Here is a 26,156-nt window from a genome sequence, read left to right on the forward strand (position 1 = left end):
ATAGCCACGGCGCTTATCCCTGTAGCGACTTCACCTCGACATCCCCTTCGGCCTGCGCCTTGATCGCCAGAGCGGCAGCATGGCTTGCAGCGGCCGTAGTGTAATACGGGATCTTGTCATAAAGCGCGATGGACCGGATGGCCTTGCTGTCCTCGACCGCCTGCGCGCCTTCGGTGGTGTTCATCAGCAGTTGAACCTGACCGTCTTTCAGCATGTCGACCACGTCCGGGCGGCCCTCATAGACCTTGTTGACCACGTCGCATGGCACACCCTGTTCCGCCAGCCAGCTTTGCGTGCCGCGGGTGGCGACCAGCGTGAAGCCTTGTTCGACCAGAACCTGTGCGGCCTCGAGCATCGCCGCGCCCTTGTCGGCATCCTTGATCGAAATAAAGGCCCGGCCCGAAGTCGGCAGCACCATGCCCGCGCCCATCTGCGCCTTGAGGAAGGCGCGCGGGAAATCGCGGTCCCAGCCCATGACCTCGCCGGTCGAGCGCATTTCCGGGCCAAGGATGGTATCGACGCCCGGGAAACGGGCGAAGGGCAGGACCGCCTCTTTCACCGAGAACCATGGCATGTCCGGGTCGGCCAGCGTCATCTGATCCGCGATCTTTGTGTCGTCCACGGTCTTGTAGGGCGGACGCTGCGGGAAGCTCGCCAGCTTTTCGCCTGCCATGACGCGCGCGGCGATGGACGCAATCGCGCTGTCGGTGGCCTTTGCCACGAACGGCACGGTGCGCGAGGCGCGCGGGTTGACCTCGATCAGGTAGATCTCATCATCCTTGATCGCGAACTGAACATTCATCAGGCCGACAACGTTCAGCGCCTTGGCCAGCTTGAACGCCTGATCCTTGATCTGCGCGATGATCTCTTTCGACAGCGAATAGGGCGGCAGCGAACAGGCCGAGTCGCCCGAGTGCACGCCGGCCTCTTCGATATGCTGCATGATGCCTGCCACATGCACATCGGTGCCGTCGCACAGCGCGTCCACGTCCAGCTCGACCGCGCCAGCCAGATAGCTGTCCAGCAGAACGGGGCTGTCGCCCGAGACCACCACGGCCTCGTTGATGTAGCGTCGCAGCTGGTCCATGTCGCGAACGATCTCCATCGCGCGGCCGCCCAGAACGTAGGACGGGCGGATCACCAGCGGAAAACCGATTTCCTCGGCGATTTCCAGCGCCTGCGCGTCGGTCGAGGCGATGCCGTTCTTGGGCTGTTTCAGCCCCAGTTCATTGACCAGCGCCTGAAAACGCTCGCGGTCTTCGGCCAGGTCAATCGCGTCAGGCGTGGTGCCCAGGATCGGGATGCCCTCGGCCTCGAGCGCGTTGGCCAGTTTCAGCGGTGTCTGTCCACCGAACTGAACAATGACGCCGTGCAGCGTGCCGTTTTCCTGTTCCTTCGTCAGGATTTCCATGACGTGTTCAAAGGTCAGCGGCTCGAAATACAAGCGATCCGAAGTGTCATAATCGGTCGAAACCGTCTCGGGGTTGCAGTTGATCATGATGGTTTCATACCCCGCTTCGGTCAGCGCGAAGCAGGCGTGGCAGCAGCAATAGTCGAACTCGATGCCCTGACCAATGCGGTTTGGGCCGCCGCCAAGAATGACGACCTTTTTGCGGTCGCTCGGGCGCGCCTCGCATTCGACCTCGCCCATCATGGGCGCTTCGTAGGTTGAGTACATGTAAGGTGTCTGCGCCTCGAACTCTGCGGCGCAGGTGTCGATGCGTTTGAACACCGCTGAAACGCCCAGATTGCGGCGCGCGCGGCGGACGTTGTCTTCGTCACGGCCCGTCAGCTTGCCCAGACGCGCATCGGTGAATCCCAGCATTTTCAGCTTGCGGATACCATCCTCGGTGACGGGCAGACCGTCCTTGCGGAGCTGACGCTCGGCCTCGACGATCTCGCGGATGCGAGCCAGGAACCAGGGGTCGAACTTGGTGACGCCGAAAATCTCGTCATCGCTCAGGCCATGGCGCATCGCTTGTGCTATGGTGCGCAGGCGGTCGGGTGTCTGCTGGCTGATCGCCTTGATCACGGCGGCCTTGTCGTCGGCCTCGTCCCAGAGGCCTACGTTCAGGCCGGGGATTTCGACCTCATCAAAGCCGGTCAGGCCCGATTCCATCGAGGCCAGTGCCTTCTGCATCGATTCGTGGATCGTACGGCCAATCGACATCGCCTCGCCCACCGACTTCATCGCGGTGGTCAGATAGGGTTCGGAACCGGGGAATTTCTCAAACGCGAATTTCGGAATTTTTGTCACGACATAGTCGATTGTCGGCTCGAACGAGGCGGGGGTGACTTTGGTGATGTCGTTGTCCAGCTCGTCCAGCGTATAGCCCACGGCCAGTTTTGCGGCGATCTTGGCAATCGGGAAACCGGTCGCCTTCGACGCCAGCGCCGACGAGCGCGACACGCGCGGGTTCATCTCGATCACGACCATGCGACCATCGACCGGGTTGATCGCCCATTGCACGTTTGAACCGCCGGTTTCGACACCGATTTCGCGCAGCACGGCAATCGAGTGATTGCGCATGATCTGGTATTCTTTGTCAGTGAGCGTCAGGGCAGGGGCCACGGTGATCGAGTCACCCGTATGCACGCCCATCGGATCGACGTTTTCGATGGAACACACGATGATGGCGTTGTCGGCAGTGTCGCGCACCACCTCCATTTCGTATTCTTTCCAGCCCAGAAGGCTTTCGTCGATCAGGATTTGACCCACGGGCGAGGCATCCATACCCGAGCGGCAAATGTGGATGTAATCCTCACGGTTATACGCCACGCCGCCACCGGTGCCGCCCAGTGTAAAGGCCGGGCGGATGATGGCAGGAAGCCCCACGGTTTCAAGGGTTTCAAGCGCCAGCGCCACGCCAGCGTCCAGGTCTTTCTTGCCGCTCTCGTCCTTGGGGGCGGTCACAATCTCGGCCTTGGGGTTTTCGATGCCCAGCCGGTCCATCGCCTCGCGGAACAGGGCGCGGTCTTCGGCCATTTCGATGGCATCGCGCTTGGCGCCGATCATCTCGACGCCGAACTTGTCCAGCACGCCCATTTCTTCCAGTGCCAGCGAGGTGTTCAGGCCGGTCTGTCCGCCCATGGTGGGCAACAGGGCGTCAGGGCGTTCTTTCTCGATGATCTTGGCGACCACTTCGGGTGTAATCGGCTCGATATAGGTGGCGTCGGCCAGACCGGGGTCGGTCATGATCGTCGCCGGGTTCGAGTTCACCAGAATGACCCGGTATCCTTCCTCGCGCAGGGCCTTGCAGGCCTGAGCACCGGAATAGTCGAATTCACAGGCCTGACCGATAACAATGGGGCCCGCCCCAATGATCATGATCGACTGGATGTCGGTTCTTCTCGGCATGGCCTTGTTCCTTCGATTGTCCGCGAGTCAGGGCACCGCCCCAGCGCCCAAATTGTCCTGCGTTATAGGGACCGCGCAAAAAGGTGCAAGAGGTATCGGAAACAGGGACGAAATTGCCGCTTTCCCCTCTTTCACTTGGCAGAGTATTCTCTATATGGCCCCTCACGGCAAATGAGGATGCAAGTGCGTATTCGTTTCGATCAGGGACCGGCTGGGCGAGGAACCCGGTTTCAGCGTCCGTCTCAGGTGATCCGCGCGGATGTGGCGGAGGACGTGCCCCAGGCTCTGGCGGCGCTGGACGAGGCGCGCGCAGGCGGTGCCTGGCTGGCAGGGTATGCCAGTTACGAGCTGGGCTATGCGCTTGAACCCCGGCTCAATGGTCTATTGCCGGAAGAACGACGCCTGCCTTTGTTGTGCTTTGGGGTCTATGATGCACCGGATCGTGTCGCCCTTCCGTCGCCTGCGGGTGAAGTGGGCGCATTCCGGCCGCGCTGGGATGAAGCGCGCTACGGCAAGGCCTTCAGGGCCGTGCATGACGCCATCGGTGCCGGCGACATCTATCAGGCCAATCTGACATTTCCGATTGATCTGTCCGTCTCGGGCAACAGCGAAACGCTCTATGCCGCGCTGGCGGTGGGGCAGCCAGTGGGCCACGGAGCACTGGTGCAGCAGGATGGGCTGCCCGATCTGCTCAGCCGCTCGCCGGAGTTGTTTTTCCGCACCGATGAGGGTGGGCGGATCGAAACCCGGCCGATGAAGGGCACGCAACCGCGCAGTGAAGACCCGGATGAGGATGCGCGCCGCCGAGCTTTTCTGAGCGCGGACGAAAAGAATCGGGCCGAGAACCTGATGATTGTTGATTTGCTGCGCAACGATATCAGCCGCGTCGCGCTGCCCGGATCCGTTCATGTGCCTGACCTGTTCCGGGTGGAAACCTATGCCACCGTACATCAGATGGTCTCGCTGGTGCGGGCGCAGCTGCACAAATGCGTGGGGTTGGGTGAAATTCTGACGGCACTGTTTCCCTGCGGGTCGATCACCGGAGCCCCCAAGATTCGCGCGATGGAAATTCTTGCGGAACTGGAGCCATGGGCGCGCGACATCTATTGCGGGACGATTGGCTGGGCCGCGCCTGATGGTCGGTCCGAGTTCAACGTGGCCATCCGCACCTTGATGCTTGAGGATGATCAGGCCACTCTGAACGTAGGTGGCGGTGTCGTTTGGGACAGCACCGCCCCGTCAGAGTATGAGGAGGCGTTATGGAAAGCCCGCTTCGCCCGCCAGCTGAACCTGATTTCAGCCTGATTGAAACACTGGCCTTCCGCCCAGATCAGGGCTTTGTCAGGCTGGACCGCCATCTTGCACGAATGGCCCGTACTGCGCGGGTGTTCGAGATTCCTTTCAGCCCCGATGAAGCGACCGCCCGACTGAATGGCGCTGCTTGTGACACCCCGCTGCGTTGCCGCCTTACGCTGGATGTGTCGGGATCGTTCGATCTGTCGACCGGCGAACTGGTGGACAATCCCAGAATCTGGCGCGTCGCTCTGTCGGATCAGCGTCTGGCTTCGAATGACCTGTGGTTGCGTCACAAGACCACGCGCCGTGCGCTCTATGATGCCGCGCGCGCAGCGCTGCCCGAGGGGGTGGACGAACTGTTGTTTCTGAATGAACTGGATGAGCTTTGTGAAGGCACCATTACGAACCTGTTTCTGGAAATGCCTGATGGCCGGGTTCTGACGCCCGCTCTGTCCTGTGGGCTCTTGCCGGGGATACTGCGCGAAGAACTGTTGGAAAATAAAGCGGTCACCGAAGCTGTGCTGACCTTGACCGACCTGAAAAATGCGCAAACTGTGCGGATCGGAAATTCACTGCGCGGACTGATCGAGGTGGAGCTGATAGACGGGTGACAAAAAACAGCACGATGATCGGACCGCCGGTTTCACTGTTGCGGCTGCGGCTGGAATTTGGCCTGTTCTATATTGGCTTGCCGCTGCTGATCGCTGTTCTTTTCCCTCCGAACTGGATGTTTCCGGCGCTTTTTGCGCTGACCGGGCTTGGTATCGTGCTATTGCACCGGACGCCCGGGTTTCAATGGGCCGAACTTCGTTATGACTGGGCCAACTGGACCCTGCGCGAGGTGGCTTTGTTCTCTGCCATCGTGGCTGCCTTTTGTGTTGGGTTGATTCAGATCACGCGCCCGGAGGCCGCGTTCTTCCTGCTTGTGCACCGCCCCGAAATGCTGGCCTTCATCTGGGTCGGCTACCCACTTTTGTCAGCGCTGCCGCAAGAGCTGCTGTTCCGTCCTCTGTTTTTTCGCCGCTATCACGCGATCCTACCGGATGGGCGTGCGGCCTATCTGCTGAACGCGGCCATATTCTCGTTCGCGCACCTGATGTACTGGAGCTGGATCGTCGCGCTGATGACATTCGCCGGCGGCCTGCTGTTCACATGGGCCTACCGGCAGCGTGGGTCATTCTTCTATGCGGTGTTGTTGCACGCGATTGCGGGCAATATCATTTTTGCGGTGGGGCTGGGCGTATATTTCTACTCGGGCAATGTGCAAAGGCCGTTTTGAAGGGGCAACCCGCCTTGACTTTCCGGGGCTGACAGGGTGTATCGGCGCGACGAATTCTGCGCCCGAAGGGATATTCCATGCACGCCTATCGCAGCCACACCTGCGCCGCCTTGACCGCCGCCAATGTCGGAGAAACCGTTCGCCTGTCCGGTTGGGTGCATCGGGTTCGAGATCATGGGGGCGTGCTGTTCATCGATCTTCGCGACCATTTCGGCGTAACCCAGATCCTGTGCGACGGCGACAGCGCCGCCTTTGCCGAGCTGGAAAAGGTGCGGTCCGAATGGTGCATCCGTATCGACGGCACCGTCAAAGCCCGTGACCCGGACTTGGTGAACCCGAAACTGCCCACCGGCGAGATCGAGGTTTACGTGCGCGAACTGGAAGTTCTGGGGGCCGCCGACGAATTGCCGCTGATGGTCTTCGGCGATCAGGAATACCCCGAGGAAACGCGTCTGCGCTATCGCTATCTGGACCTGCGCCGCGAGGCGATGCAGCGGAACATGACCCTGCGCTCGGACGTGGTAGCCTCCATGCGCAAGCGTATGTGGGATCAGGGCTTCCGCGAGTATCAGACGCCGATCATCACCGCCTCGTCGCCCGAAGGCGCGCGTGACTTCTTGGTGCCGTCGCGTCTGCACCCGGGCAAATTCTACGCGCTGCCACAGGCACCTCAGCAGTTCAAACAGCTGATCATGGTGTCGGGCTTCGACAAATACTTCCAGATTGCACCATGCTTCCGTGACGAAGACCCGCGCGCCGACCGCTCGCCCACCGATTTCTATCAGCTCGACCTCGAGATGTCCTTTGTTGAACAGCAGGACGTTTTCGACACGATCCAGCCCGTTCTGACCGGCGTGTTCGAAGAGTTTGGCGGTGGCCGCAAGGTTGATCAGGACTGGCCGCAAATTTCCTACAAGGACGCGGCGCTGTGGTACGGCACCGACAAGCCGGACCTGCGGAACCCCATCAAGATGCAGGTGGTCTCCGAGCATTTCCGCGGTTCCGGTTTCGCGATCTTCGCCAAGCTGCTTGAACAGGAAGGCACCGAGATCCGCGCGATCCCCGCGCCGACCGGTGGCAGCCGGAAGTTCTGTGACCGCATGAACGCCTTTGCCCAGAAGGAAGGTCTGCCCGGCATGGGCTATATCTTCTGGCGCGATCAGGGTGAGGGGATGGAGGCTGCGGGACCGCTGGCCAAGAACATCGGCCCCGAACGCACCGAGGCAATCCGTCAGCAACTGGGTCTGGGCGTTGGCGATGCGGCGTTTTTCCTGGGCGGCAAGCCAAAAGCCTTTGAAAAGGTTGCCGGCAAGGCGCGTGACGTGATCGGTGAGGAATTGAACCTGACCGAAAAAGACCGTTTTGCCTTTGCCTGGATCGTCGATTTCCCGATCTATGAGCAAGACGAGGAAACCGGCGCGATCGATTTCGAACACAACCCGTTTTCGATGCCGCAGGGCGGTATGGAGGCGTTGCAGGGCAACCCGCTGGATGTGCGCGGCTACCAGTATGATCTGGCGTGCAACGGGTACGAGCTGGTTTCAGGCGCGATCCGGAACCACAAGCCGGAAATCATGCTGAAGGCCTTTGAACTGGCGGGCTATGGCGAGGATGAAGTGAAATCCCGCTTTGGTGCCCTGTTCAATGCCTTCCACTACGGCGCCCCGCCACACGGTGGATGCGCGGCTGGTATCGACCGGATCGTGATGCTGTTGGCAGATGAGGCCAATATCCGCGAAGTCATGATGTTCCCGATGAACCAGCGAGCCGAAGATCTGATGATGGACGCACCTTCGGACCCGACCTCGGATCAGTTGATGGAGCTGGGTCTTCGCATTATCCCTCAGGACCAGTAAAAAAACCGCCCGCTTGTCGCGGGCGGTTTTTTTGCACGCAGGCAGTCTGTGTCAGTCCAGCGGGTCTTTCAGATTGGTTCGGTTGACGCGGATGGAACGCGCGGCCTGCCGTGTTTGGCGGTACAGCCAAATGCACAAAAGGGTTGCAGTGATGAAATACGCTGTCACCATTTCAAATCGCCTCTCGCTGTTCCAGTCGGTTCTGCACCATCCCGGCAACCTGCGCCGCCTGCGCCATGATCGGCGTCCCATTCGCGCGTGACAATGCCAGCTTTCGCGCTGCTTCCGCCAAGGGCCTGTCATTTGCTTCGCGCGCGACGCCGTGCAGGAACTGTGCGGCGTAGTCCAATGTACGGTGATCGTTGGGACCTGCGAGCACATCGGCGATATGGGCCATGTCGTCCTGATAGGCCAGAGGGTCCGGGCGGATGATTTCATCGCGCACGGCATGAAGCCCGCTGGGGCGCCGGTCCTCTGGCAGGCGTTCCAGAATGGATTTCTGAAAATGGGACATTGATTTTAGCGGCTTGGACAAAAAACCATCCGCGCCGGCCGCAAGAGCCATGTCTTCGCTGCCGTCATCGCCCGAAAGGCCCATGATGACACTGATACGGGGCGTGGCCTCGGCCAATTCGGCGATCAGGTCGGCGCCGGAACCGTCCGGCAGGCCCATATCGACCAGGATAACCGAAGGCCGATAGATCTGTAGGTGCCTTCGGGCCGATTTCAGGCAATCCGCACGGCGAATGCGCGCGCCGCTGTGCAGGCACATCAGGCGGATGGCATCGCAAGCGTACCGGCTGTCTTCGACAACCAATATGGTCTGACCCAGCAAGGGTCGAGTCGCGGTAGGCGCGGCGGCGGTGGTGGCAAGTAGGCCCGAATCGTCCATGGCAGCTCTCCTATGCAGCAGATGCTTCACGCTAGGAACTTCTGGCTAACACGACGTTAACGCGCGATTTGGCGCACTTGTCCTTTGGCGGATCAGCCCCCATAACCCATGCAACGCAGGACAGCAGGAGTGAGACATGATTGGACGTCTGAACCACGTCGCCATCGCCGTACCGGATCTTGAGGCGGCGTCTGAGCAATACCGCAACGCGCTGGGCGCCAAAGTCGGCGCGCCGCAGGACGAGCCGGATCATGGTGTCACGGTCGTGTTCATCGAACTGCCCAACACCAAGATCGAACTTCTGTATCCACTGGGTGACGACAGCCCGATCAACGGGTTCTTGGAAAAGAACCCGGCCGGCGGCATCCACCATGTATGTTACGAGGTCGAGGATATCATCGCGGCCCGTGATCATCTGAAAGCGACCGGAGCCCGGGTTTTGGGATCAGGTGAGCCCAAGATCGGTGCGCATGGCAAACCGGTTCTGTTTCTGCACCCCAAGGATTTCAACGGCTGCCTGGTCGAGCTGGAGCAGGTATAACTCCCCAGCCCCGGAGGGCCTGAAATGACCATTACTGCCGCGCTGGTGTTGTTCGCCGTCATCTGGTTCATGACGTTATTGGTGGTGCTGCCCATTCGCATCAAAACCCAGGGCGATCTGGGCGACATCGTTCCCGGCACGCATGCGGGCGCGCCGGAAGTGCATCACATGAAAAGAAAGATGTGGATCACCACCGGTATCTCTGTGGTTCTGTGGGCGATCATCGCCGGGATCATCCTGTCGGGCGTGATCTCGGTGCGGGATTTCGATTGGCTGAACCAGTTGGAGCCAAGGTAATCCCCGTCAGGCCTTTTGGCCTGACAAGGCATGATAGATATGGGTGAACGTGGCGGCCCCGATGATCGGGATCACGAGGTTCACCAGCGGCACTGAAAGCGGAATGGCCATCAGTGTGCCCGCCACCCAGATCGTCGTTGAATGTTTGGCCCGCAGTTTGCGCGCGCCGTCGCGCCCGATCCTTCGCATCGCGGCAAGGGTAAAATATTCACGCCCCAGCAAAAATCCGTTCATCGCCCAGAAGATGAAAGGCGCAAGCGGGGTGAAAATCGCATAGAGGATCAGCGCCAGCAGGTTTGCCACAATCAGAAGGCCAAGGAAGCTGAGACCGTCCATAAGCGCCTCTGACACCGGGATGCGCCGTGCGGGCGGCAATGTCGGAAAATGTTTGTCCTCAACCGCCTGGGCCACCTCGTCCAGAAAGATCGAGGTGATGGCCGACGCGACCGGCACCATCAGGAAAACGGGCAGGATCAGAACGAGCACGATACCGGAATAGTTCAGAACGTCGTTCAGCCACGGCACAGCTCCCACAAACGGCAGTGAGATTTCGCTGCCGGACAGCCAGTTGATCAACCAAATCGCACCTGCACAGGCCAGAACCAGCAGCAGAATGGTCAGGCCCACGCCGCGCAGCAATACGGCGCGAAACCTAGGGTCTCCGGTCTGGCCAAGTGCGCTGAAAAAGGCGTTCAGGATGATCATTCCGAAACCCACTCTGTCAACGCGGCCACGTTGGGCCGCGGGCGTTCCGGCGGGGTCGCTCCCTCGGTGGCGATATGAATCAAACCGGCCACGCGTTCGTTTTCGGCAAGCCCGAAAGCATCGACACAGAATTCGCGATCATGTGTTTGCCAACCCGACAGCCAATTGGCGCCCCAGCCCGCAGCCAGCGCGGCATTCAGCAGCGCCAGACAGACCGCGCCAGCAGAGTAGGATTGTTCGATGGCCGGAATCTTTTCGGATTGTTTGCGAACCTCGATGACCGCGACGGCCAGATGCCCCATATCGAACTGGCTGCGCGCTTTGGCGATGTCTTCCGGGCTCTTGTTCAGCCTTTGTCCGCAGGCCTCGGTCAGGGTCGCCAGGCGTGACATGGCGCCCTTTTCCAGAACGATAAATCGCCAGGGCTCCAGTTTGCCGTGATCGGGGCTGCGGGCTGCGGCCGTCAGCAACGGCAGCAACTCTTCCCGGGTTGGGGCCGGAGCAACCAGTGTCTTGGCCGGCCGGGACCGGCGCGACTGCAAAAACTCCAGAGCGGCGGGGTTTTTCAGGGACATATGTTAACTTCCTTTACATCGGGACTCTGTATCTTGGTCGGTATTCTGCCCGTTTCAAGGGCACGCCAATGGATTGCGTGGATCAATTTCATTACGACGTGCTTCGTGCAAGACTTTGAGAAAAAAGAGGAGACAATGGCGAAAACCAAACTGCGCGATCTGCCGGATCTCAGCGCGATGGCGCAGGCCGGGGCCGTGTTCAAACTGAAGGTGGCGCCCAAGGCGGCCCGCGATCGGGTGAGCGTCGAAGACGGGCAGATCAAGGTATCCGTTACGGCCCCGCCGGAAAACGGCAAGGCCAACAGGGCCGTGCAGTTGCTGCTTGCAGAATGTCTTGGCGTCGCGCCCTCGACCCTGACGCTGAAGCAGGGGCCAGCCGCACGGATCAAGCTGTTTTCCTATGACCCCTGAGGTCCGGTTTCGCGAATTTGATAAACACCTTCGGGCAGATCCAGCGCGGCCGCCAGATCCCGCACCTGCTCGGGTGACAACGTGATCTTCTGTATTTGATCGGTGCGGGGATCAAGTTGTTCCAGCGTGACGCATTCCGCGAAATTGTTGATCACCACATCTTCCTGCAAAGGTTGTTCACCTTCGTCCACAAGCGTAATGACCGTCGAGTCGAATTCATGCTCAATCGTAAACATGAGGCCAGAGTGCAAGCCGCTGGGGCGCAATGCAAGCCGTTCGTTTAACCGGTGGTGTGGTTTCGCCGGCACGGGCGTACTATGTTGAAATCACGGCCATTCGGTCTCAAAGGATATGACATGCACAGATGGTTTGTTTTATTGCTGTCCCTGCTGCTTGCGGCATGTGGAGGGGGGGCCTTGCGCGTCCAACCCGCCGAGGAATGGCTGGGGGACGAGCCAGAGGCCGAACCGATGGTGCAAACCTTCCGAGAGGTCAGTCGCGCTGTTGGAGCGGAAGCCCGCAGCCAGTGTCTGAAACAGACGACCGGGCAGAATTGCGACTTTCGGATTCTTGTCGACCTGAACCCTCGGGCTTCGGTCAATGCATTCCAGACGCTGGATGAAAACAAGCAGCCGGTGATCATATTCACCCGCTCGATGATCGAATCCACCCAGAACGCGGATGAACTGGCGTTTGTCATGGGGCATGAAGCAGCCCACCACGTGTTAGGGCATATCGGCAGGCAGAGTGAAATCGCCAGCGCCAGCGCGGCTGAGTTCGGGCGGGTGGCAGAGTTGCGCGGCGGGGATGCCGCCGCCATTGAAGAGGCACAAAAGCTGGGCGCGCAGGTTGGCGTTCAGGCTTATGTGAAAGACTTTGAGCTGGAGGCAGACCAGTTGGGAACCATCATCACGTATAATGCGGGATACAATCCGTTGGTCGGGGCAAGATTCTTTGATCGCATCCCGGATCCTGGTAACAGGTTTTTGGGAACCCACCCACCAAATGCACAACGTGTGCAGATCGTGCGGGAAACAGCAGAGCAATTGGGTTTGTCCCAATGACCGAACTTACATGCTTGGGTGTTGTCATGACGGATCGCGGCTCGAAATACGCGGTGTCCGGGGCGCAGGTCACGACGCGGGCTGAAATCGATGCCGTTCTGAACGATTTGAAATCCGACAAGAGCTATGCCAAGGCCACCCACAACACCTGGGCTGCGGCTTTGCCGACCGGCGCGTTGAAAGCTGATGATGGGGAAAGCGGCGCGGGCATGGTGATCCTTCGGATGATCGAACGCGCCGGGCTGAAAAATCACGTAATAATCGTGACGCGCTGGTATGGCGGCAAGAAACTGGGCGGGGACCGCTTTCGCCGTGTTCAGGATGCCACGCGAGCCTATCTGGATCACATCGGCGTCCAATCTTGACCTGAGTCAAAGTTTGCCTTCGCAGATGCGCTACCCTTTGGACACAGCGTGAAAGCGAAAGGAAACAGCATGCCCTCCCACGAGACCCTGCGGCTGCATGCCGGATTGGTGGACGATATGGCCAGAATGCTGGACATTGATCTTGAGGAAGCCGCCATTGACGGGTCCGTTTCCGTGGACCAGATTTCTGATGCTGTTTTGCGCTGTACCGACTGCCCGAACCCAGATCACTGCAAGAGTTTGCTGAACAATCCCGGATCTGCCCGGCGGACGCCCGAATACTGCCGAAATCAGGAATTGCTTCACAATCTCCTGCCTTGACACAAAGGTCTGCCATGACACATCTGGGCGAAATCATGACCCATCTGCGCTTGGTGTTGCGTATGGGGCAAACAACCGGAACCGATTTGGCTGCGGCCTATCGGAAAGGTCATCTGAAACAGCAAGAATGGGCTGAAATCGTGCAGCAGTGTCGCGGCTGTTCCTGGGCCAGGGACTGCCCGGAATGGTTGGAACGGCGCGAGCAGGTTGAACAGGCACCGACGACATGCCCGAATCGCAAGTACTTTACTGCCCTCAAAACCAAGCAGGTGGAGAACGCTTGATGTCTCAGGTCACGTTGGGGGAAATCGAAAAGCACTTTTGGCTTACGCGCTCGGTGTCACGCTGTATGGGCATTTCAATGACCGAAGCGATGGCCGAAGGACGTCTTTCACCCGAAAAATACGCCGAGCTTGTCACGCGGTGCCGTGCTGCCGGATGTGACGTACAATGCGAGTTTTGGCTTGCCCGGCAACAGGGCACAGCGACCACTGCCCCGGATTTTTGCCCCAATGCCGAGATACTGAATGGGTTGAAAACCTGATCAAAGCCCGTTGTGCGTTCCGTCGCACAAAGGCGGTTTCGAGCTTTGCTTGCACCCACAAAAGAAGGCCTTTTTGCTGTTTTCCGCAGTATATTTCACAGGCTCTAACCCGGTGCCTTTGTGCGATCCGTCGCAAAACGGCTGGCGGCTGGATTTGCCGCAGGCGCACCAGAAATAGGTTTTCCCTTCGACGACCTCGACCGGAAAAGGCGATTTTCGGGCAATGATGGGTGCGTTTGACATATGGCTTCTCCGTCTTTGGATGAATTCGCTGCAACAGTTTAGGGCGCCGGAGTCAGAAGGATAGGTTTTACGCCTCAAAGAACGTCATTGCGCCATTGGATTGGCATGGATTCGCTGTGACTCACGAAGACGTGATCGATTCAGTTGCCAGATTGTCGTTCAGCCCGTATTCTTAACCTGGCCCCGAAAAGCTGGGCAATATCAGAAAAGTAATAAAGGATTGACGGACATGAAACTGAAACTCGCTGCCGTTGGCGCATTTGCACTGATCCTGACTGCCTGTGCGCAGCAGGAAGAACCGACACCTGTTTACGTTCAGCCCAGCTATGACAAAGCCGGCACACCCAGCTGTCCAGGTGGTTATCAATTGGCCACAACCGAGGCTGGCCAAACGGTCTGTGACCCAATCACTCAGTAAGCCATTCGCAGGCGGCCCGGACCCGGACCGCCTGTACGCTTTCGGGAAAAACCGCCACCAGTTGTGGCGGTTTTTTCTTGCCTGCGATTTCTCGGCTATCGGACAGGTTGCGTTCTTCGCGTTGCGTGAACCCTGTTTAGTGCCTTTTGAAGCCGTAGGTATGCTTGAACTTGAATGACTTGAATTTCTGTCGCTTGACCGACCCGTAGGGGATATGCCCGATGACACGCCGTTTGGGGGCGGTGTATCGATAAACCGGGGCCGGCTTTTTGATATGCGCCTTGGGCCGCTTGGCATGTGACTTGGCCTTCGGGGCCACGTAATACCAGTTTATCTTGTGATGGCCGTTTTTCTGAAAGCTCAGGTGTTTGCCGCCAACCGTAATGAATCCGGTAGAGCCGACCTGTGTAGGCTGGGCGTAACCGGGAGTGGCCACGAAATGCGCGGCCATCAGGAAAACCACGCAATTCAGGCCAAGCTTGAAGATACGAGATATGAAAACCTCCATGATTGGCTTTCAATCCAAGATCGGGTCTGACCGCGTGTTCGGCCAATAAACTCGGTTCACGCTTTGCCCATATGCCGTGTGCTCGACGCGGTGTCAGACCTTAGACGGGTTTGCCCCACAAATCGTATTCTCCGGCCTCGTCCACTTCGACCGTGACGATGTCACCGGGCCTGAGGTTTTCGAACCCCTCATCGATGAACAGGTTACCGTCGATCTCGGGCGCGTCTGCTTTGGTGCGGCAGGTGGCGGCCTCGTCGTCGACCTCGTCCACGATCACCTCAAGCGTCTGTCCGACCTTCGCCCGCAACTTGGCCTCCGAGATCGCCTGTGCCTTTTCCATGAAGCGATCCCAGCGTTCTTGCTTGATTTCGGCCGGAACGTGATCGGGCAGGTCATTTGACCGCGCGCCATCGACGTTTTCATACTGAAAACACCCGACCCGATCCAGTTGAGCCTCGTCCATCCAGTCCAGCAGGGTCTGGAATTCCGACTCCGTCTCACCCGGATAGCCGACGATAAAGGTCGACCGCAGGGTGATATCCGGACAGATCGCGCGCCAGGCCTTGATTTCATCCAACGTTCTGGCCGACGCGGCCGGGCGGGCCATGCGTTTTAGCACATCCGGGTGGGCGTGTTGAAACGGGATATCCAGATAAGGCAGCACGTTGCACCCGGCATCCGCCATCAGTGGGATCAGGTCCCGCACATGCGGATAAGGGTACACATAGTGCAGCCGCACCCAGGCATCGAGCTGCCCCAGCTCGCGCGCCAGATCGGTGATATGGCTGCGCACTTCACCGTCTTTCCACGGGTTGATGTCGTATTTCCGGTCCAGCCCATAGGCCGAAGTGTCCTGGCTGATGACCAGCAATTCGCGCACGCCGTTTTGCACCAGTTTTTCCGCCTCGCGCAGAACCGCATGCGCCGGGCGGCTGGCCAGTTTTCCGCGCATGTCGGGGATGATGCAGAACTTGCACTTGTGGTTGCAGCCCTCGGAAATTTTCAGATAGCTGTAGTGGCGCGGCGTCAACTGCACACTGCTGGCGGGCAACAGGTCCACGAACGGATCAGGATCGGGGGGCACGGCGGCGTGCACCGCATCCAGCACCTGCTCGTATTGGTGTGGGCCGGTGACAGCCATGATGCGGGGGTGATGCTCGCGAATGTAATCCGGCTCGGCCCCCAAACAGCCGGTCACGATGACCTTGCCGTTTTCCACCAGCGCCTCTCCAATCGCGTCCAGCGATTCCGCTTTGGCGCTGTCGAGGAACCCGCAGGTGTTCACAATGACGGCATCGGCCCCGGCATAATCTGGCGAAATGCCGTATCCTTCGGCACGTAGTCGGGTCAGAATGCGTTCACTGTCGACCAACGCCTTCGGGCAGCCCAAAGACACCATGCCGATGGTTGGCTGGTTCGATTGGGGTGTCTCGGTGATCCGGGCAGAAGGCGCCAGGTCGGGGCGGAGGTTCGGAGGGTTTGTCGTCATGCGCGGCATATAGTCGGGAAAGCTTCCCCTTGCAAATGTGATGCGTGATTTGAATGATCACGGCAATGACAAGCCAAAAGGCGGAGAGCAGAAAATGAAATGGCTGATGCGCATCCTGTTTATCGTTGTCGCCGTGATCGCGTTGATCATCGGCGCGCTGTTGCTGATGCCGGGGGAAAAGCTTGCCGCGATTCTGGCCGAGCAGGTCAAAGCCCAGACCGGGCGTGATCTGACGCTGACCGGTGATGTGCGCATTTCCTTCTGGCCGGTGGTCGGGATGGAAACCGGGCCGGTGCGTTTCGGCAACGCAAGCTGGGCTGGACCGGAGCCGATGCTCAGCGCGGATAGCCTGGCCGTCGGGGTGGACGCTGCCGGGCTGTTGAATGGGGATCTGCGGATCAAACGTGTTTTTGCAGACAATCCCGTGTTGCGGCTGGAACGATCAGATGGTCGCGGCAATTGGGAATTGAGCGTCCCGACAACCGCGACAACTGCGGTCGCGACCGGGGGCACGACGCCCGCTGAGCATTCGGGGCAGGTCACGCTGGATCAGCTGGAACTGACGAATGCACGGCTGATTTACGTGGAAAACGGTTCGACGCAGATGGATTTCTCGGGCGTGACACTATCTGCGAGCTGGCCCGAGGTGGCGGCCCCGTTGGTGATGGAGGCCGCCATGCCAGTGCCCGGAGGTGCGGTTCAGGTTGACCTGAAAATCCCGGACTTGCCGGCATTTGCCGCCGGGTCAGTGACTGATCTGGAATTGGCTTTGACGGCCCCGGGCGGAGAGATCGGATTTGACGGGCGCGTCAATCTTGCGGGTGAAATGGATGGAACCACCAAGGTCGTAACGCGTGACACTGAAGGGATGCTTGCCGCCTTCGGTCAGGCTGGCACATCCGTACCGCCCGGATTGGGCGAGATTGCCGACATTTCAGCGCATATGACGTATACGCAGGATGGGCGGGTTTCCATGCGGAACATGGTTGCGCAATTGGATGACAACCGGTTCGTGGGTGAGGCGGATATAACCATTTCGGACCCGCCGCGTATCGTGGCCCGTCTGGAAGCCGGTGATCTGGATCTGTCGCGGATTTCCGAAACTGCTTCTGCCTCAGGCGGCACGTCTCAGGCAAACGCTCCTGCACCTGAGGGGTGGTCGACGGCCCCTATTGACGCATCCGCTCTGGCGCTAGCGAATGGTAAGATCCGCCTGACGGCGAACTCGATCGCCGTGCCCGGGATGACGTTCGGCAAAAGCGATCTGACCCTGTCGCTGGATCGGTCGCGGGCCGTTCTGGAAATGCACCCGGCCACGCTGTTCGCGGGTCAGTTGCACGGTCAGGTGGTGGCCAACAACCGCAACGGCCTGTCTGTGGGCGGCAACGTGACCGCCACCGGGATCGATCTGAAACAGGCACTGACCACGATGGCCGGGGTCAAACGCCTGTCGGGAACCGCTGCGGGAGCGTTTGAGTTTCTGGGTGTCGGCCAGTCCGAGGATCAGATCATGCGGTCCCTCAGCGGCAAGGGAAACCTGGATGTCGGTCCCGGAGTGATTTCCGGGCTCGATCTGGACCGATTGATGGGGCAGGGTACCGGATCAGGCGGAACCACCGTGTTCAACAGCCTGACGGCCAGTTTCACCATCGACCAGGGCGTGTTGACGAACAGCGATCTGCTAATGTCACTGAAGAATTTCCGCGCAGATGGCACCGGCACCGTGGATCTGGGGGCTCGCAACATCGACTATCTGTTCACGCCCGTGGCGCTGCGGGCCAATTCCGGGCAGGGGATATCGGTTCCCGTTCGCATCAAAGGCCCCTGGAGCGACCCGTCGATCAAGCCGGACCTGACCAAGGTGATCGAGGCGGCGGCGGATGTGAAGGTCAAAGAACTGGAAGACGACGCCAAACAGAAGGTTTTTGAAAAGGTCGGAAACGAATTGGATACGACGATCACCGACAGTGACCAGATCGAAGACGCCATCAAGAACAAGCTTGAAGAAGAGGCAAAAAAAGGTCTGCTCAAATTATTCGGCGGCGACTGAGCAACCATCGTGCTTGGGGCATCGGGATATGCCCCAAGCAGTTGTTTTCAGATGGTTTGGTCGTAATCGCCGACACCGGGCTCGGTTCGGATGACGGCGTCAATGTCCGCGAAGATGGCGCGCATCTCAGCCTCGCTTTCGCTGCTTTCACAGACGACGACCAGATTGGGGGTATTGGACGAAGCCCGCACCAGACCCCAGCTGCCGTTGTCCAGAATCACACGTGCGCCGTTCACCGTAACCACTTCTTTGATTGCGCGGCCTGCGAGTGTTTCGCCCGCATCTCCCTTGGCGACCAGCTTGTCGACCAGCCGCTGAAGGATATCATATTTCTGGGTATCGGCGGCGTGGGGTGACATCGTGGGCGTGGACCAGGTCTTGGGCAGGGCCTTGCGCAGGTCCGACATGCTCTTGCCCGGGTTGCGGTCCATCAGTTTGCAGATTTCGACCGCGACACGCATCCCGCAGTCGTATCCACGCCCGATCGGTTCGGCCAAAAAGTAGTGGCCTGATTTTTCGAACCCTGCCAGTGCCCCGATTTCCTTGACGCGGCGCTTCATGTGGCTGTGGCCGGTCTTCCAGTAATCGGCTTTGACGCTCAGGGCCTGCAACTCGGGGTCGCTGGCGAACAGACCGGTGGATTTCACATCCGCAACAAAGGTCGATCCGGGGTGAAGCTTGGCTAGGTCGCGGGCCATGATGACGCCAACCTTGTCGGCAAAGATCTCCTCACCCTCATCATCGACGACGCCGCAGCGGTCTCCGTCACCGTCAAACCCCAACGCCAGATCGGCACCGCTGGATTTCACCGTGGCGGCCATGTCGTGCAGCATCTCCATGGCTTCCGGGTTCGGGTTGTAGTTGGGGAAGGTATAGTCCAGCCGGTTATGGCTGGGCACGACCTCAACCCCGATCCGTTCGAAAATCTCGGGCGCAAAGGCCGAAGCCGTACCATTCCCGGTCGCGCAGACCACTTTCAGTGGACGGGACATTTTGAAATCCCCGACCAGGTCGTCGATATAGGCCTCTTTGACGCCATCGACGAACTCGTACGAGCCGCCTTCGCGCGCGACGCCCTCGCCGTTCAGAACGATGTCACGCAGTTCCGACATCTCATCCGGGCCATGGGTCAGCGGGCGGTCAAAACCCATTTTGACCCCGGTCCAGCCGTTCGGGTTGTGGCTGGCGGTGACCATGGCCACCGCAGGCACATCCAGATGGAACTGCGCAAAATAGGCCATGGGGCTGAGCGCAGGGCCGATGTCTTTGACGCGGATACCAGCCTGCATCAGGCCCAGCATCAGGGCATTTTTGATCGCCAGTGAATAATCGCGATAGTCGTTTCCGACCGCGATCACAGGCTCTATCCCGCGCCTGTGCATCTGTGTGCCAAGTCCCAGCCCAAGCGCGGTCATGCCGGGCAGGTTGATCTCTTCAGGATATTTCCAACGGGCGTCGTATTCACGGAACCCGGTGGGCGTGATCATCGCGTCGCGCAGAAAGGTCCAGCTGTTGGGTGTTACCTCGGTGAGGGGTTTGATCATAAGAAATCTCAATCGTTAAATCTGAATCGGATTCTCTTTAGCAAGCGCATCAAATTGCATCAATGTGTCAACAAGTTGGGGCATCTGATCGAGCGGGATCATATTTGGCCCGTCCGATGGGGCCGAGTCCGGATCCTGATGGGTTTCAATGAACACGGCCCCGACACCCAGAGAAACCGCGGCGCGGGCCATCACGGGTGCAAATTCGCGTTGTCCGCCCGAAGACCCGCCCTTGCCTCCGGGTTGCTGCACGGAATGGGTGGCGTCCATCACCACCGGATACCCGGTCTTCGCCATTTGGGGCAGCGCACGCATATCGGCAACCAGCGTGTTGTAGCCAAATGAGGTGCCACGTTCGGTCAGTAGGATATTCTGATTCCCGGTGCTTTCGATTTTGTCGACGATGTTGGTCATTTCCCAAGGTGCAAGGAATTGCCCCTTTTTCACATTGACCGCTTTTCCGGTGTTACCGGCCGCCAGCAGCATGTCGGTCTGACGGCACAGGAATGCCGGAATTTGCAGAACGTCCACCGCCTCGGCGGCGATGGCGCATTGCGCTTCGGTATGAACATCGGTCAGAACCGGGATGCCCATCGTTTTGCGGATGTCATCCAGTACCTTCAGCCCCGCATCAATGCCCATGCCACGCTTGCCCGACAGAGATGTCCGGTTCGCCTTGTCATAAGACGCCTTGAAGACATATTGCGCACCGGCTGCATCGCAGGCTTCTTTCATCTTGCCCGCAATCATCTGCGCATGGTCTGCCGTTTCAAGCTGACATGGCCCAGCTATGATGGTCAGTGGAAGGTTGTTGCCGACTGTCAGGTCGGAGATTTTAACATGTTTCATGAGTTTTATGAGGATACCTGTTCACGAAGGACCGACGCGGTAAGCGAGATCATCAGGTAGATACCAGCAAACAACAGGAATGCCAAAATCGTATTTTCGAACTTGCGCGGATAGCTGGGTTCCTGACTGGGAACCGGGTTGACCGAGACGGTCAGATAGCGCACCTGCCGGTTGGCTTCTGACCGGGTCGATTCCATTTGCTGCATTGCCGTTTGCAGCATCATGTCACGCGCCGCCAGGTCCGCCTGCGCGATTTGGATACGCACGCTCAGCCGCGCCAGCGAGTTTTCGCCGTCCGAGGCATCCTGCATCTCGGCATTCAGTTCTTTGAGAACCTTTTCCAGACGGGTGATATCTGCCTTGACGCCATCAACTTTTGCCTTGTTCGGGCGCAGGTTGTCCTGAAGCGCGGCGAGCTCAAGCTCTTTGTCCTGAACCAGTATTTCAATTTCGTTGATGCGGGCACGCAGGCTGGCAATGACGTTTTCGGGGTCAAGAACAGCGCCCTGAAGCTGAAGCTCGATCAACTCTTCCTGAGCCTGCCTGCGCGCTTCCTGCGCCGCTTCGAAACTTTGCAGCGCGTCGCGCATCTGGTCTTCGCGTTTTTTTCCGGACAAGGCGTTCACCCGGTCTTCGGCATAAGAAATCAGGCGCTCGGAAAATTCGGTCGATGTCTGCGCGTCGGGGGCGGCAACCTCCATCCGAATGACCCCTTCGGTCGGGTCATAGCCGATGGTAATCATGCGTTTGAACAGCTTATAGGCGTTTTCAAGCGAGGCGTCTGGCGCCAGTCTTTGAATCGGGTCGATCCATTCCTGCTTGAAGACATCAGAAAACCCGGCATCGCGGTCCAGCAACAGCAAAGCTTCTTTCGATTCCAGAAAGGACTGAACCGAGATCGAATCCTGCGTGGTGGCGAATTGCGTGCCGGCAAGCAGACCGCCGATATTGCCCGGTCCGCCATCCGCTTGCAGAATCAGGAATTCGGAATCGCTGGCATACATCGGCGTGGCGATGCGATAGAAATAGAAGCCGACAATGAAGGTCGGCAGGAACACAAAGGCCGCCAGACGCGCAAACAGTCCAAACAATTTACGCTTGCGACGACGGGCGATGTCTTTTTGGATTTGGCCAATTTCAAAATTGCGCCGCTCAGCTGGGCTGAGCTCGGGCCCGGGCAGATTTGTTTTCTCGGCACCCATGGCCTGCGGCAGTTGAACGTTGATCCTGTCCATGGGTTTGTCACCCTCGTCCGATGGCCTTGCGGCGGCAAGGTCCAGAAGATTGGTGCGCTGGAAGGGGTCGATGCCCTTTTTGCGCAGCAATCGCACCGCGTCATAGTCCGACGTCGCGGCCAGACCGTGTTTCTGCGCCAGACGTCGTGCGATACGCAATTGACGGCCCGTCAGGCCTTCGCGCTTGATGTCGTCCAGCTGCGTCCCGGGCTGTGCTTCGTCGGCGGCCGCAGGGCCTTGTGTCGCGTTGCGAATACGCGAGATGGCGTCCGATCGCGCCTCGGCCGAGTTTTCCGTCTGGCGTCTGCGGCGCCAGTTGTATTTTCTAACCTTGGGTTTCGTAGTCATACAGCTGCTTTGCCTCTTCCAAGGAGTCAAACATATACAATTGCCCGTCCAGAAGTACGGCCGCTTTCTGGGCGAATTTCTCCAACACGGACGGGCTGTGCGATACGATTACCAAAGTCGTCGTGCGCAACCTTTCCTTCAGGATCGCCCCTGCCTTTTCGTTGAATTCGACATCTGTTGTCGCCGGCATCCCTTCGTCGATGAGATACATGTCAAAGTCCAGCGCCAGCATCAAAGAAAAGGTGAAACGCGCCCTCATCCCAGAGGAGTAAGTGGCAAGGGGCTGGTCGAAATATTCGCCCAGACCGCAGAGCCATTTGCAATAGGCCTCGATATAGTCGGGGTCCATACCGTAGATCTTGGCGATGTAGCGCGCGTTCTCAAGCGCTGACAGTTTTCCCGACACGCCACCGGTGAACCCCATGGGAAAGGACACCCGGCATTCGCGGCGGACCACGCCTTCGTCGGGTTTCTCCAGGCCGGCCATCATGTTGATCAACGTGGTTTTTCCGGTTCCGTTCGGGGCCAGAACACCCAGTGAGGTACCCAGTTCGACCCGAAACGAGACCCGATCCAGAATCACCTTGCGGCGCGTTCCGGTCCAGAAGGATTTGCTGACGTTGTCGAATTCTAGCATTCGCGGTCTGCTGCTCGTTTCGTTTGTGTTGTCGCACTTGCGGGCGGCCAGAAAGGGTATTTTTTACCGGCCCATGTTGGCTACATTATGTCGAATTATGAAACAAATGATCAATGCGGTCCGGCTGCGCGCATGAATGTCTGATTGGGTGCAGCAAAGGTTATCGGTCACTTGGTGCCGCGTCAGGTCGTTATTATCTGTTTTGGCAGCCGACAACAGACGGGATGGGCAGGGGCCTTCACGATCATATGAACGCTTTACGTCAGGAAATCCGCGCCTGCCGCTTGTGTGCCGACAGGTTCGCGCAAACAAAAACCGCACACGAGCCGCGCCCGGTGGTCTGGTTCCGCCCCGGAACACCGATCCTTGTCGCGGGGCAGGCACCGGGCGCCCGTGTGCACGAGTCGGGGCGGCCCTTCACCGACCCGTCCGGCGACAGGCTGCGGCACTGGCTGGGGATTGATGAGACGGTTTTTTACGATCGCGACCGTGTTTCGATTGTACCGATGGCGTTCTGCTTTCCGGGGTATGATGCGCGCAATGCTGATCTTCCGCCACCTGCGATTTGCCGCAAGACCTGGCATGACCGGGTGATGCAGGACCTGGGGCGTGTGCCGCTGACCGTGTTGGTCGGAGGTCATGCGCACAAGTTTCATCTTGGCGCGCGCGGGTCGGTTACGGACACCGTCCGCAACTGGCGGGACCATGCGCCGCGGGTCTTTGCCTTGCCTCACCCGTCCTGGCGCAATACGGCATGGTTGAAGAAAAACCCGTGGTTCGAGGCTGAACTGCTGCCTGTTTTGCGTGCACGGGTCCAAGAGGTGCTGAATGATTGAATCCACGGCGTTGGACACTGCGCATGCCGCGATGCAGGCGGACCCGACAAGTGATGCCGCTCGTCTGCGTTTCTTCGAACGGCTTGCGGATAGCGAGCTGTTTCTGATGCTGACCGAAGAAGCGCGGGACGAGAATATCTCGCCCGAATTGTTCGATGTGGCTGACGGGCGCTTTGTTCTGGCCTTTGATCGTGAGGACCGGCTGGCGCAGTTTGCCGGGCGGCCCGTGCCTTATGTGGCGCTGTCGGGGCGGGTGCTTTCGGGGATGCTTTCGGGGCAGGGCATCGGGCTTGGTCTGAACCTGGAGACTGCGCCATCTTCGATGCTGGTCCCGGCGGAAGCCCTGGAATGGTTGGCTGAAACGTTGCAGCACCGCCCGCAAAAGGTCGAGGAAGAGCTTGCCGAGTTTTTGCCCCCTGCCGGCCTGCCGCAGGCCCTGCTGACCGCGCTGGATGCGAAACTGGCGACGGCAGGCGGACTTGCAAGCGCGGCCTATCTGGTTGCCACCAAGTCCAAATCGGGCGCGCAGGGCCATCTGTTGGGATTTGTCGATGCCATCGAGGGGGCCGAGCCCGCTTTGGCCAAGGCCGCGTCCGAGGCGCTGACCTTTTCCGGGATCGAGGCAGGCGCGATGGATGTCGGGTTTTTCACCGCAAGCGAGGCCGCCGCCGCGCTTCTGGCCAAGGTGGGCCTTCGGTTTGATCTGCCCCAGCCGCAAATTGCCGAAGCGGTCCGCGAAGCCCCCGGCAGCAATCCGGACAACCCACCCATTCTGAAATAACCATCCAAACACAAACACGCGGCGCAAGCTGCACCGCGTGTCATAGCGCCTAAGATATGTTTATTCCGCTGCCGCTTCCAGCTTGTCCTGCGTGCGGGTTTCGAAATCGCTGGCGTCGTGGCGTTCGTGAAGCTGCGTGTGCGGCTCGCCAAAGGCGCGGTTGACCATGCGGCCGCGCTGAACCGCCGGGCGCGCGTCGATTGCCTTGGCCCATCGCATGACGTTCTTGTAGGATTCCACGTCCAGGAACTCTGCCGCGCTGTAAAGGCGGCCCAGAACCAACTGGCCATACCAGGGCCAAATCGCCATGTCGGCGATCGAATAGTCTTCGCCCGCGATGAAGGTTTTCTCCGCCAGTTCACGATCCAGAACATCCAGTTGGCGCTTGGTCTCCATGGCGAAACGGTTGATCGGGTATTCCCATTTCTCGGGTGCATAGGCGTAGAAATGCCCGAACCCACCGCCCAGGTAAGGCGCGCTGCCCATCTGCCAGAACACCCAGTTCATCACCTTGGTCCGCTCGGGGCCGGATGCGGGCAGAAACGCGCCGAACTTTTCAGCCAGATGGAACAGGATCGAGGCGCTTTCAAAAACACGAACAGGTTTGTCACCTGACCGATCCCAAAGCGCGGGGATTTTCGAGTTCGGGTTGGCCTCGACAAAGCCCGAGCTGAATTGATCGCCTTCTCCGATGTTGATCAGCCAGGCGTTGTATTCAGCGCCTTCATGACCAAGTGCCAACAGCTCTTCCAGCATCACCGTGACTTTTACGCCATTGGGTGTCGCGAGCGAGTAAAGCTGAAGAGGATGCTGTCCGACCGGCAGGTCCTTGTCATGGGTCGCTCCGGCGATCGGTCGGTTGATGTTGGCGAATTGTCCGCCACTTTTACTGTCCCAGGTCCAGACCGCTGGAGGGGTATACGAGGATTGGTCGCTCATCTCTTGCCTTTCTTGCCTATGTCAGGGCTGCCATACAGCTAATATTGCAAACCGCCGAGTCCAACCCCACTCAACTGGCGTATTCTGTAACAATCCGCCTCCAAACTCTCACGTTTTCTCGTGTCGGGTCACAGCGGCGTTAGGGGGACTACGCACCGCTTGGGAATCGCATATTGTCCTGTCAAACCTGCCGCAAGGCATCACGGATTTAGTTGACCCGAAAAGGATGAACGACATGAAACGCTTTGCATTGACACTCGCTGCGGCCATAGCTCTGGCGGTTCCGGCTTTTGCCGGCCCTCAATATATCGACGGCACAGGTTTTGCTGTTTCGGGTTATGATGTCGTTGCCTATCGCAGCCTGGATCAGATGCCTGTGGGCCAGTCGCAGCCCGAAGGTGTGCGCGGAAATGCCAACATCACCGCCGAGTACAACGGTGCGACCTGGGCATTTGCGACCGAGGAAAACCGCGACAAATTCCTTGAAAACCCAGCATACTACGCGCCGCAATATGATGGGCACTGCGCTTACGGCGTGTCGCGTGGTGGCAAGGTTCCTGCAAATCCAAACCTGTGGCGGATCGTGGATGACAAGCTGTATCTCAACATCACCGACGTGGTTGTCGGATTTTTCGAGGAAGACATTCCAGGCAATATCAATCTTGCCGAAGGAAACTGGCCCGGTATCGAACCAAGCGACGCTTCGACCAATGTGATCCCGAAATTCACGTCGGAAGGCCCGGTTTCGAACTGATCCGGCATCAAAAGACCCAAG

At 59.0% G+C, this 26,156-nt stretch carries 30 protein-coding genes; 17 read left to right on the forward strand and 13 right to left on the reverse strand.

The features are described 5' to 3' along the window. Nucleotides 1-13 precede the first annotated feature (13 nt). Nucleotides 14-3,358, reverse strand: a complete 3,345-nt coding sequence (carB, locus tag I9184_RS00575) for a carbamoyl-phosphate synthase large subunit (protein ID WP_171634390.1) — start codon at nucleotides 3,356-3,358, stop codon at nucleotides 14-16. 177 nt (nucleotides 3,359-3,535) lie between these two features. On the opposite strand from carB, the gene I9184_RS00580 reads away from it, so the two are divergent. The 4 genes from I9184_RS00580 to aspS all read left to right on the forward strand — a co-directional run bounded on the left by I9184_RS00580 (nucleotide 3,536) and on the right by aspS (nucleotide 7,789). After that, complete coding sequence (locus tag I9184_RS00580; RefSeq protein ID WP_171634384.1) at nucleotides 3,536-4,663, forward strand: aminodeoxychorismate synthase component I; 1,128 nt, start codon at nucleotides 3,536-3,538, stop codon at nucleotides 4,661-4,663. Then, nucleotides 4,618-5,265: an aminotransferase class IV family protein gene (locus I9184_RS00585; protein ID WP_209832288.1), complete on the forward strand. Its 648-nt coding sequence runs from the start codon at nucleotides 4,618-4,620 to the stop codon at nucleotides 5,263-5,265. The genes I9184_RS00580 and I9184_RS00585 overlap by 46 nt, the downstream gene beginning before the upstream one ends. After that, complete coding sequence (locus I9184_RS00590) at nucleotides 5,262-5,933, forward strand: CPBP family intramembrane glutamic endopeptidase (RefSeq protein WP_348539495.1); 672 nt, start codon at nucleotides 5,262-5,264, stop codon at nucleotides 5,931-5,933. Before I9184_RS00585 ends, I9184_RS00590 begins: the two co-directional genes overlap by 4 nt. A 77-nt stretch (nucleotides 5,934-6,010) precedes the next feature. Beyond that, the gene (aspS, locus tag I9184_RS00595) at nucleotides 6,011-7,789 is read left to right on the forward strand and encodes an aspartate--tRNA ligase (protein WP_209832290.1); all 1,779 of its coding nucleotides are present in this window, start codon (nucleotides 6,011-6,013) and stop codon (nucleotides 7,787-7,789) included. Nucleotides 7,790-7,961: 172 nt separating this feature from the next. Here aspS and I9184_RS00600 read toward each other — a convergent pair whose 3' ends face one another. Beyond that, nucleotides 7,962-8,681 (reverse strand): response regulator, encoded by a 720-nt coding sequence (locus I9184_RS00600; RefSeq protein ID WP_171634374.1) that lies wholly within the window; start codon nucleotides 8,679-8,681, stop codon nucleotides 7,962-7,964. 136 nt (nucleotides 8,682-8,817) lie between these two features. Here I9184_RS00600 and mce point away from each other — a divergent pair, with 136 nt between their 5' ends. Together mce and I9184_RS00610 are read left to right on the forward strand one after the other, a co-directional pair. Continuing rightward, nucleotides 8,818-9,222, forward strand: a complete 405-nt coding sequence (mce, locus tag I9184_RS00605; RefSeq protein ID WP_170346086.1) for a methylmalonyl-CoA epimerase — start codon at nucleotides 8,818-8,820, stop codon at nucleotides 9,220-9,222. Nucleotides 9,223-9,246: 24 nt separating this feature from the next. Further along, nucleotides 9,247-9,519, forward strand: coding sequence for a DUF1467 family protein (locus tag I9184_RS00610; protein WP_117867937.1), 273 nt, complete (start codon nucleotides 9,247-9,249; stop codon nucleotides 9,517-9,519). A gap of 6 nt (nucleotides 9,520-9,525) precedes the next feature. Here the strand turns inward: I9184_RS00610 and I9184_RS00615 are convergent, their stop codons facing one another. Both I9184_RS00615 and I9184_RS00620 read right to left on the reverse strand, forming a co-directional pair. Continuing rightward, nucleotides 9,526-10,224, reverse strand: coding sequence for an EI24 domain-containing protein (locus I9184_RS00615; RefSeq protein WP_171634371.1), 699 nt, complete (start codon nucleotides 10,222-10,224; stop codon nucleotides 9,526-9,528). Beyond that, the gene (locus I9184_RS00620) at nucleotides 10,221-10,799 is read right to left on the reverse strand and encodes a nitroreductase family protein (RefSeq protein ID WP_171722766.1); all 579 of its coding nucleotides are present in this window, start codon (nucleotides 10,797-10,799) and stop codon (nucleotides 10,221-10,223) included. Before I9184_RS00620 ends, I9184_RS00615 begins: the two co-directional genes overlap by 4 nt. A gap of 135 nt (nucleotides 10,800-10,934) precedes the next feature. Between I9184_RS00620 and I9184_RS00625 the strand changes: the two genes are divergently transcribed. Continuing rightward, nucleotides 10,935-11,210 (forward strand): DUF167 domain-containing protein, encoded by a 276-nt coding sequence (locus I9184_RS00625; protein WP_209832292.1) that lies wholly within the window; start codon nucleotides 10,935-10,937, stop codon nucleotides 11,208-11,210. Here I9184_RS00625 and I9184_RS00630 read toward each other — a convergent pair. Continuing rightward, nucleotides 11,198-11,446, reverse strand: coding sequence for a hypothetical protein (locus I9184_RS00630; protein ID WP_170346090.1), 249 nt, complete (start codon nucleotides 11,444-11,446; stop codon nucleotides 11,198-11,200). The two genes, I9184_RS00625 and I9184_RS00630, sit on opposite strands and share 13 nt — an antisense overlap. Before the next feature lie 120 nt (nucleotides 11,447-11,566). On the opposite strand from I9184_RS00630, the gene I9184_RS00635 reads away from it, so the two are divergent. The 5 genes from I9184_RS00635 to I9184_RS00655 all read left to right on the forward strand — a co-directional run bounded on the left by I9184_RS00635 (nucleotide 11,567) and on the right by I9184_RS00655 (nucleotide 13,504). Beyond that, nucleotides 11,567-12,274 carry a M48 family metallopeptidase gene (locus tag I9184_RS00635; protein ID WP_209832293.1) on the forward strand — a complete coding sequence of 236 codons (708 nt, stop codon included), beginning with the start codon at nucleotides 11,567-11,569 and terminating at the stop codon, nucleotides 12,272-12,274. Continuing rightward, nucleotides 12,271-12,639: a YigZ family protein gene (locus I9184_RS00640; protein ID WP_171206242.1), complete on the forward strand. Its 369-nt coding sequence runs from the start codon at nucleotides 12,271-12,273 to the stop codon at nucleotides 12,637-12,639. Before I9184_RS00635 ends, I9184_RS00640 begins: the two co-directional genes overlap by 4 nt. Nucleotides 12,640-12,708: 69 nt before the next feature. Further along, entirely contained in the window at nucleotides 12,709-12,960 is a 252-nt protein-coding gene (locus I9184_RS00645; protein ID WP_171634356.1) for a DUF6455 family protein, read from the forward strand. A 14-nt stretch (nucleotides 12,961-12,974) separates the two neighbouring features. Beyond that, on the forward strand, nucleotides 12,975-13,244 hold the full coding sequence (locus I9184_RS00650) for a DUF6455 family protein (protein ID WP_171634354.1): 270 nt from the start codon (nucleotides 12,975-12,977) through the stop codon (nucleotides 13,242-13,244). Continuing rightward, nucleotides 13,244-13,504: a DUF6455 family protein gene (locus tag I9184_RS00655; RefSeq protein ID WP_171634351.1), complete on the forward strand. Its 261-nt coding sequence runs from the start codon at nucleotides 13,244-13,246 to the stop codon at nucleotides 13,502-13,504. The genes I9184_RS00650 and I9184_RS00655 overlap by 1 nt, the downstream gene beginning before the upstream one ends. Here I9184_RS00655 and I9184_RS00660 read toward each other — a convergent pair whose 3' ends face one another. Beyond that, nucleotides 13,505-13,747, reverse strand: coding sequence for a CDGSH iron-sulfur domain-containing protein (locus I9184_RS00660; protein WP_209832295.1), 243 nt, complete (start codon nucleotides 13,745-13,747; stop codon nucleotides 13,505-13,507). A gap of 229 nt (nucleotides 13,748-13,976) precedes the next feature. Here I9184_RS00660 and I9184_RS00665 point away from each other — a divergent pair, with 229 nt between their 5' ends. Continuing rightward, nucleotides 13,977-14,165: a hypothetical protein gene (locus tag I9184_RS00665; protein WP_050604769.1), complete on the forward strand. Its 189-nt coding sequence runs from the start codon at nucleotides 13,977-13,979 to the stop codon at nucleotides 14,163-14,165. A 136-nt stretch (nucleotides 14,166-14,301) separates the two neighbouring features. On the opposite strand, the gene I9184_RS00670 is transcribed toward I9184_RS00665, so the two are convergent. Both I9184_RS00670 and rimO read right to left on the reverse strand, forming a co-directional pair. Continuing rightward, a complete protein-coding gene (locus I9184_RS00670) occupies nucleotides 14,302-14,673 on the reverse strand; it encodes a hypothetical protein (RefSeq protein WP_209832296.1) in 372 nt (123 codons plus the stop codon). Between the two features lie 100 nt (nucleotides 14,674-14,773). After that, nucleotides 14,774-16,162: a 30S ribosomal protein S12 methylthiotransferase RimO gene (rimO, locus tag I9184_RS00675; RefSeq protein WP_171634341.1), complete on the reverse strand. Its 1,389-nt coding sequence runs from the start codon at nucleotides 16,160-16,162 to the stop codon at nucleotides 14,774-14,776. Nucleotides 16,163-16,202: 40 nt separating this feature from the next. Between rimO and I9184_RS00680 the strand changes: the two genes are divergently transcribed. After that, complete coding sequence (locus I9184_RS00680; protein WP_245217953.1) at nucleotides 16,203-18,212, forward strand: AsmA family protein; 2,010 nt, start codon at nucleotides 16,203-16,205, stop codon at nucleotides 18,210-18,212. Nucleotides 18,213-18,259: 47 nt separating this feature from the next. Here the strand turns inward: I9184_RS00680 and I9184_RS00685 are convergent, their stop codons facing one another. The 4 genes from I9184_RS00685 to I9184_RS00700 are packed head-to-tail and all read right to left on the reverse strand — an operon-like array spanning nucleotide 18,260 to nucleotide 22,825. After that, on the reverse strand, nucleotides 18,260-19,756 hold the full coding sequence (locus tag I9184_RS00685) for a phosphomannomutase/phosphoglucomutase (RefSeq protein WP_209832298.1): 1,497 nt from the start codon (nucleotides 19,754-19,756) through the stop codon (nucleotides 18,260-18,262). A 15-nt stretch (nucleotides 19,757-19,771) separates the two neighbouring features. After that, nucleotides 19,772-20,605: a 3-deoxy-8-phosphooctulonate synthase gene (gene kdsA / locus I9184_RS00690; RefSeq protein ID WP_171634335.1), complete on the reverse strand. Its 834-nt coding sequence runs from the start codon at nucleotides 20,603-20,605 to the stop codon at nucleotides 19,772-19,774. Between the two features lie 5 nt (nucleotides 20,606-20,610). Then, on the reverse strand, nucleotides 20,611-22,188 hold the full coding sequence (locus I9184_RS00695; protein ID WP_209832299.1) for a capsule biosynthesis protein: 1,578 nt from the start codon (nucleotides 22,186-22,188) through the stop codon (nucleotides 20,611-20,613). Beyond that, nucleotides 22,166-22,825, reverse strand: a complete 660-nt coding sequence (locus I9184_RS00700) for an ATP-binding cassette domain-containing protein (protein ID WP_152458943.1) — start codon at nucleotides 22,823-22,825, stop codon at nucleotides 22,166-22,168. The genes I9184_RS00695 and I9184_RS00700 overlap by 23 nt, the downstream gene beginning before the upstream one ends. A 248-nt stretch (nucleotides 22,826-23,073) precedes the next feature. Between I9184_RS00700 and I9184_RS00705 the strand changes: the two genes are divergently transcribed. Further along, a complete protein-coding gene (locus I9184_RS00705; protein WP_171634328.1) occupies nucleotides 23,074-23,661 on the forward strand; it encodes a uracil-DNA glycosylase family protein in 588 nt (195 codons plus the stop codon). Beyond that, nucleotides 23,654-24,442 (forward strand): SseB family protein, encoded by a 789-nt coding sequence (locus I9184_RS00710; RefSeq protein WP_209832302.1) that lies wholly within the window; start codon nucleotides 23,654-23,656, stop codon nucleotides 24,440-24,442. The genes I9184_RS00705 and I9184_RS00710 overlap by 8 nt, the downstream gene beginning before the upstream one ends. A gap of 60 nt (nucleotides 24,443-24,502) precedes the next feature. Here I9184_RS00710 and yghU read toward each other — a convergent pair whose 3' ends face one another. Beyond that, a complete protein-coding gene (gene yghU, locus I9184_RS00715) occupies nucleotides 24,503-25,381 on the reverse strand; it encodes a glutathione-dependent disulfide-bond oxidoreductase (protein ID WP_209832304.1) in 879 nt (292 codons plus the stop codon). A 235-nt stretch (nucleotides 25,382-25,616) separates the two neighbouring features. Between yghU and I9184_RS00720 the strand changes: the two genes are divergently transcribed. Next, on the forward strand, nucleotides 25,617-26,135 hold the full coding sequence (locus tag I9184_RS00720) for a YHS domain-containing (seleno)protein (RefSeq protein ID WP_171634317.1): 519 nt from the start codon (nucleotides 25,617-25,619) through the stop codon (nucleotides 26,133-26,135). The last annotated feature ends 21 nt before the right edge of the window (nucleotides 26,136-26,156 follow it).

The organism is Ruegeria sp. HKCCE3926 (assembly GCF_017872515.1).
Taxonomy (GTDB): domain Bacteria; phylum Pseudomonadota; class Alphaproteobacteria; order Rhodobacterales; family Rhodobacteraceae; genus Ruegeria.

Bases quoted from the DNA above. Each gene is read 5' to 3' on its own strand.
- I9184_RS00660 (WP_209832295.1), bottom strand. From the start codon at position 13,747: ATGTCAAACGCACCCATCATTGCCCGAAAATCGCCTTTTCCGGTCGAG.
- I9184_RS00635 (WP_209832293.1), top strand. From the start codon at position 11,567: ATGCACAGATGGTTTGTTTTATTGCTGTCCCTGCTGCTTGCGGCATGT.
- I9184_RS00685 (WP_209832298.1), bottom strand. From the start codon at position 19,756: ATGATCAAACCCCTCACCGAGGTAACACCCAACAGCTGGACCTTTCTG.
- I9184_RS00655 (WP_171634351.1), top strand. From the start codon at position 13,244: ATGTCTCAGGTCACGTTGGGGGAAATCGAAAAGCACTTTTGGCTTACG.
- I9184_RS00580 (WP_171634384.1), top strand. From the start codon at position 3,536: ATGCAAGTGCGTATTCGTTTCGATCAGGGACCGGCTGGGCGAGGAACC.
- aspS (WP_209832290.1), top strand. From the start codon at position 6,011: ATGCACGCCTATCGCAGCCACACCTGCGCCGCCTTGACCGCCGCCAAT.
- I9184_RS00610 (WP_117867937.1), top strand. From the start codon at position 9,247: ATGACCATTACTGCCGCGCTGGTGTTGTTCGCCGTCATCTGGTTCATG.
- I9184_RS00665 (WP_050604769.1), top strand. From the start codon at position 13,977: ATGAAACTGAAACTCGCTGCCGTTGGCGCATTTGCACTGATCCTGACT.
- carB (WP_171634390.1), bottom strand. From the start codon at position 3,358: ATGCCGAGAAGAACCGACATCCAGTCGATCATGATCATTGGGGCGGGC.
- I9184_RS00625 (WP_209832292.1), top strand. From the start codon at position 10,935: ATGGCGAAAACCAAACTGCGCGATCTGCCGGATCTCAGCGCGATGGCG.
- I9184_RS00620 (WP_171722766.1), bottom strand. From the start codon at position 10,799: ATGTCCCTGAAAAACCCCGCCGCTCTGGAGTTTTTGCAGTCGCGCCGG.
- yghU (WP_209832304.1), bottom strand. From the start codon at position 25,381: ATGAGCGACCAATCCTCGTATACCCCTCCAGCGGTCTGGACCTGGGAC.
- I9184_RS00710 (WP_209832302.1), top strand. From the start codon at position 23,654: ATGATTGAATCCACGGCGTTGGACACTGCGCATGCCGCGATGCAGGCG.
- I9184_RS00720 (WP_171634317.1), top strand. From the start codon at position 25,617: ATGAAACGCTTTGCATTGACACTCGCTGCGGCCATAGCTCTGGCGGTT.
- I9184_RS00650 (WP_171634354.1), top strand. From the start codon at position 12,975: ATGACACATCTGGGCGAAATCATGACCCATCTGCGCTTGGTGTTGCGT.
- rimO (WP_171634341.1), bottom strand. From the start codon at position 16,162: ATGACGACAAACCCTCCGAACCTCCGCCCCGACCTGGCGCCTTCTGCC.
- I9184_RS00600 (WP_171634374.1), bottom strand. From the start codon at position 8,681: ATGGACGATTCGGGCCTACTTGCCACCACCGCCGCCGCGCCTACCGCG.
- I9184_RS00585 (WP_209832288.1), top strand. From the start codon at position 4,618: ATGGAAAGCCCGCTTCGCCCGCCAGCTGAACCTGATTTCAGCCTGATT.
- mce (WP_170346086.1), top strand. From the start codon at position 8,818: ATGATTGGACGTCTGAACCACGTCGCCATCGCCGTACCGGATCTTGAG.
- I9184_RS00670 (WP_209832296.1), bottom strand. From the start codon at position 14,673: ATGGAGGTTTTCATATCTCGTATCTTCAAGCTTGGCCTGAATTGCGTG.
- I9184_RS00700 (WP_152458943.1), bottom strand. From the start codon at position 22,825: ATGCTAGAATTCGACAACGTCAGCAAATCCTTCTGGACCGGAACGCGC.
- I9184_RS00680 (WP_245217953.1), top strand. From the start codon at position 16,203: ATGCGTGATTTGAATGATCACGGCAATGACAAGCCAAAAGGCGGAGAG.
- I9184_RS00705 (WP_171634328.1), top strand. From the start codon at position 23,074: ATGAACGCTTTACGTCAGGAAATCCGCGCCTGCCGCTTGTGTGCCGAC.
- I9184_RS00615 (WP_171634371.1), bottom strand. From the start codon at position 10,224: ATGATCATCCTGAACGCCTTTTTCAGCGCACTTGGCCAGACCGGAGAC.
- I9184_RS00640 (WP_171206242.1), top strand. From the start codon at position 12,271: ATGACCGAACTTACATGCTTGGGTGTTGTCATGACGGATCGCGGCTCG.
- I9184_RS00695 (WP_209832299.1), bottom strand. From the start codon at position 22,188: ATGACTACGAAACCCAAGGTTAGAAAATACAACTGGCGCCGCAGACGC.
- I9184_RS00630 (WP_170346090.1), bottom strand. From the start codon at position 11,446: ATGTTTACGATTGAGCATGAATTCGACTCGACGGTCATTACGCTTGTG.
- kdsA (WP_171634335.1), bottom strand. From the start codon at position 20,605: ATGAAACATGTTAAAATCTCCGACCTGACAGTCGGCAACAACCTTCCA.
- I9184_RS00645 (WP_171634356.1), top strand. From the start codon at position 12,709: ATGCCCTCCCACGAGACCCTGCGGCTGCATGCCGGATTGGTGGACGAT.